Annotated in this window: 2 protein-coding genes; both read left to right on the plus strand. The window is 49.7% G+C overall.

Going from position 1 to position 1,299, the window contains the following annotated elements; genetic code table 11:
- Positions 1-194: hypothetical protein (locus BFF42_RS27325; protein ID WP_216080632.1), on the plus strand; the 194-nt coding region annotated here is incomplete at its 5' end.
- Positions 195-955: 761 nt separating this feature from the next.
- The gene (locus tag BFF42_RS27010) at positions 956-1,105 is read left to right on the plus strand and encodes an AbrB/MazE/SpoVT family DNA-binding domain-containing protein (RefSeq protein WP_162990069.1); all 150 of its coding nucleotides are present in this window, start codon (positions 956-958) and stop codon (positions 1,103-1,105) included.
- Positions 1,106-1,299 lie beyond the last annotated feature (194 nt).

Here is a 1,299-nt window from a genome sequence, read left to right on the forward strand (position 1 = left end):
AAAAAAAGCATCGTATTACCGAAACTATTTTGCACGCGATTTTCTTTTTAAGAAGGATTTTGAAAGGATACGGGCAGATCTTCTTGAGATCCTTAAGCGAGCGTCGTAATCTCTTGACCACGAAACGAAAAAACCGCCTTGCAGGGCGGTTTTTCGAAGGTTCTCAGAGCTACCAACTCTTTGAACCGAGGTAACTGGCTTGGAGGAGCGCAGTCACCAAAACTTGTCCTTTCAGTTTAGCCTTAACCGGCGCATAACTTCAAGACTAACTCCTCTAAATCAGTTACCAGTGGCTGCTGCCAGTGGCGCTTTTGCATGTCTTTCCGGGTTGGACTCAAGATGATAGTTACCGGACAAGGCGCAGCGGTCGGACTGAACGGGGGGTTCGTGCATACAGTCCAGCTTGGAGCGAACTGCCTACCCGGAACTGAGTGTCAGGCGTGGAATGAGATAAACGCGGCCATAACAGCGGAATGACACCGGTAAACCGAAAGGCAGGAACAGGAGAGCGCACGAGGGAGCCATCAGGGGGAAACGCCTGGTATCTTTATAGTCCTGTCGGGTTTCGCCACCACTGATTTGAGCGTCAGATTTCGTGATGCTTGTCAGGGGGGCGGAGCCTATGGAAAAGCGGCAGCGCCGCATCCTTTTTCCGGCCTTTCCTGACTTGAGTGCCATCTCTTTATCTTGTCATTCGTGAGCAGGTAACGCCCGCCGCAGCCTCACGGCAGGAGCGTAGCGACCGAGTGAGCGAGGAGGCGTCATATCACCGTAACTCCCATTTTCTCCCTTACGCCCTGTAGCTGCATTTTCCCCTGTCACATGAAGCACTTTCATTAGGTGCTACTCCGCCGTAACATATTCAGCCACTGTACACTCCGCTAGCGCTACGTGACTGGTTCAGGGCTGTGCCCCGAAACCCGCTAACAACCTCTCCGCTACTGGATATCACCCCATGCCATCTGAATATGATGAACAACTGGATTCGACTGATACGCAGCTTCCCGGCAAATATGATCTTTTTGATTTAATGGCGCAGGTTACTGAAGAGAACCTGCACGCCCCGGTGGATTTTGGACCGCCTGTCGGCCGGGAAGCGTTATAGCTTTTTCGCTTACCCGCGTACGTGTAATACGCCGGTATTACATCTTATTTCTTTATTTTCATGTGATTACAGGTGGTTGTAATACGTTGCGTATTACATAAATAAACGGGAACTTCAGTTTTTACCTTTTAATTCATGCAATTGCGATGAAAATCGCGGTTGCGTATGGTGTATGACCATTTTGAGGTTGAAAA

The sequence above is a fragment of the Shigella sp. FC1661 genome (genome assembly GCF_001712525.1).
In the GTDB taxonomy this organism is placed as follows: domain Bacteria; phylum Pseudomonadota; class Gammaproteobacteria; order Enterobacterales; family Enterobacteriaceae; genus Escherichia; species Escherichia coli.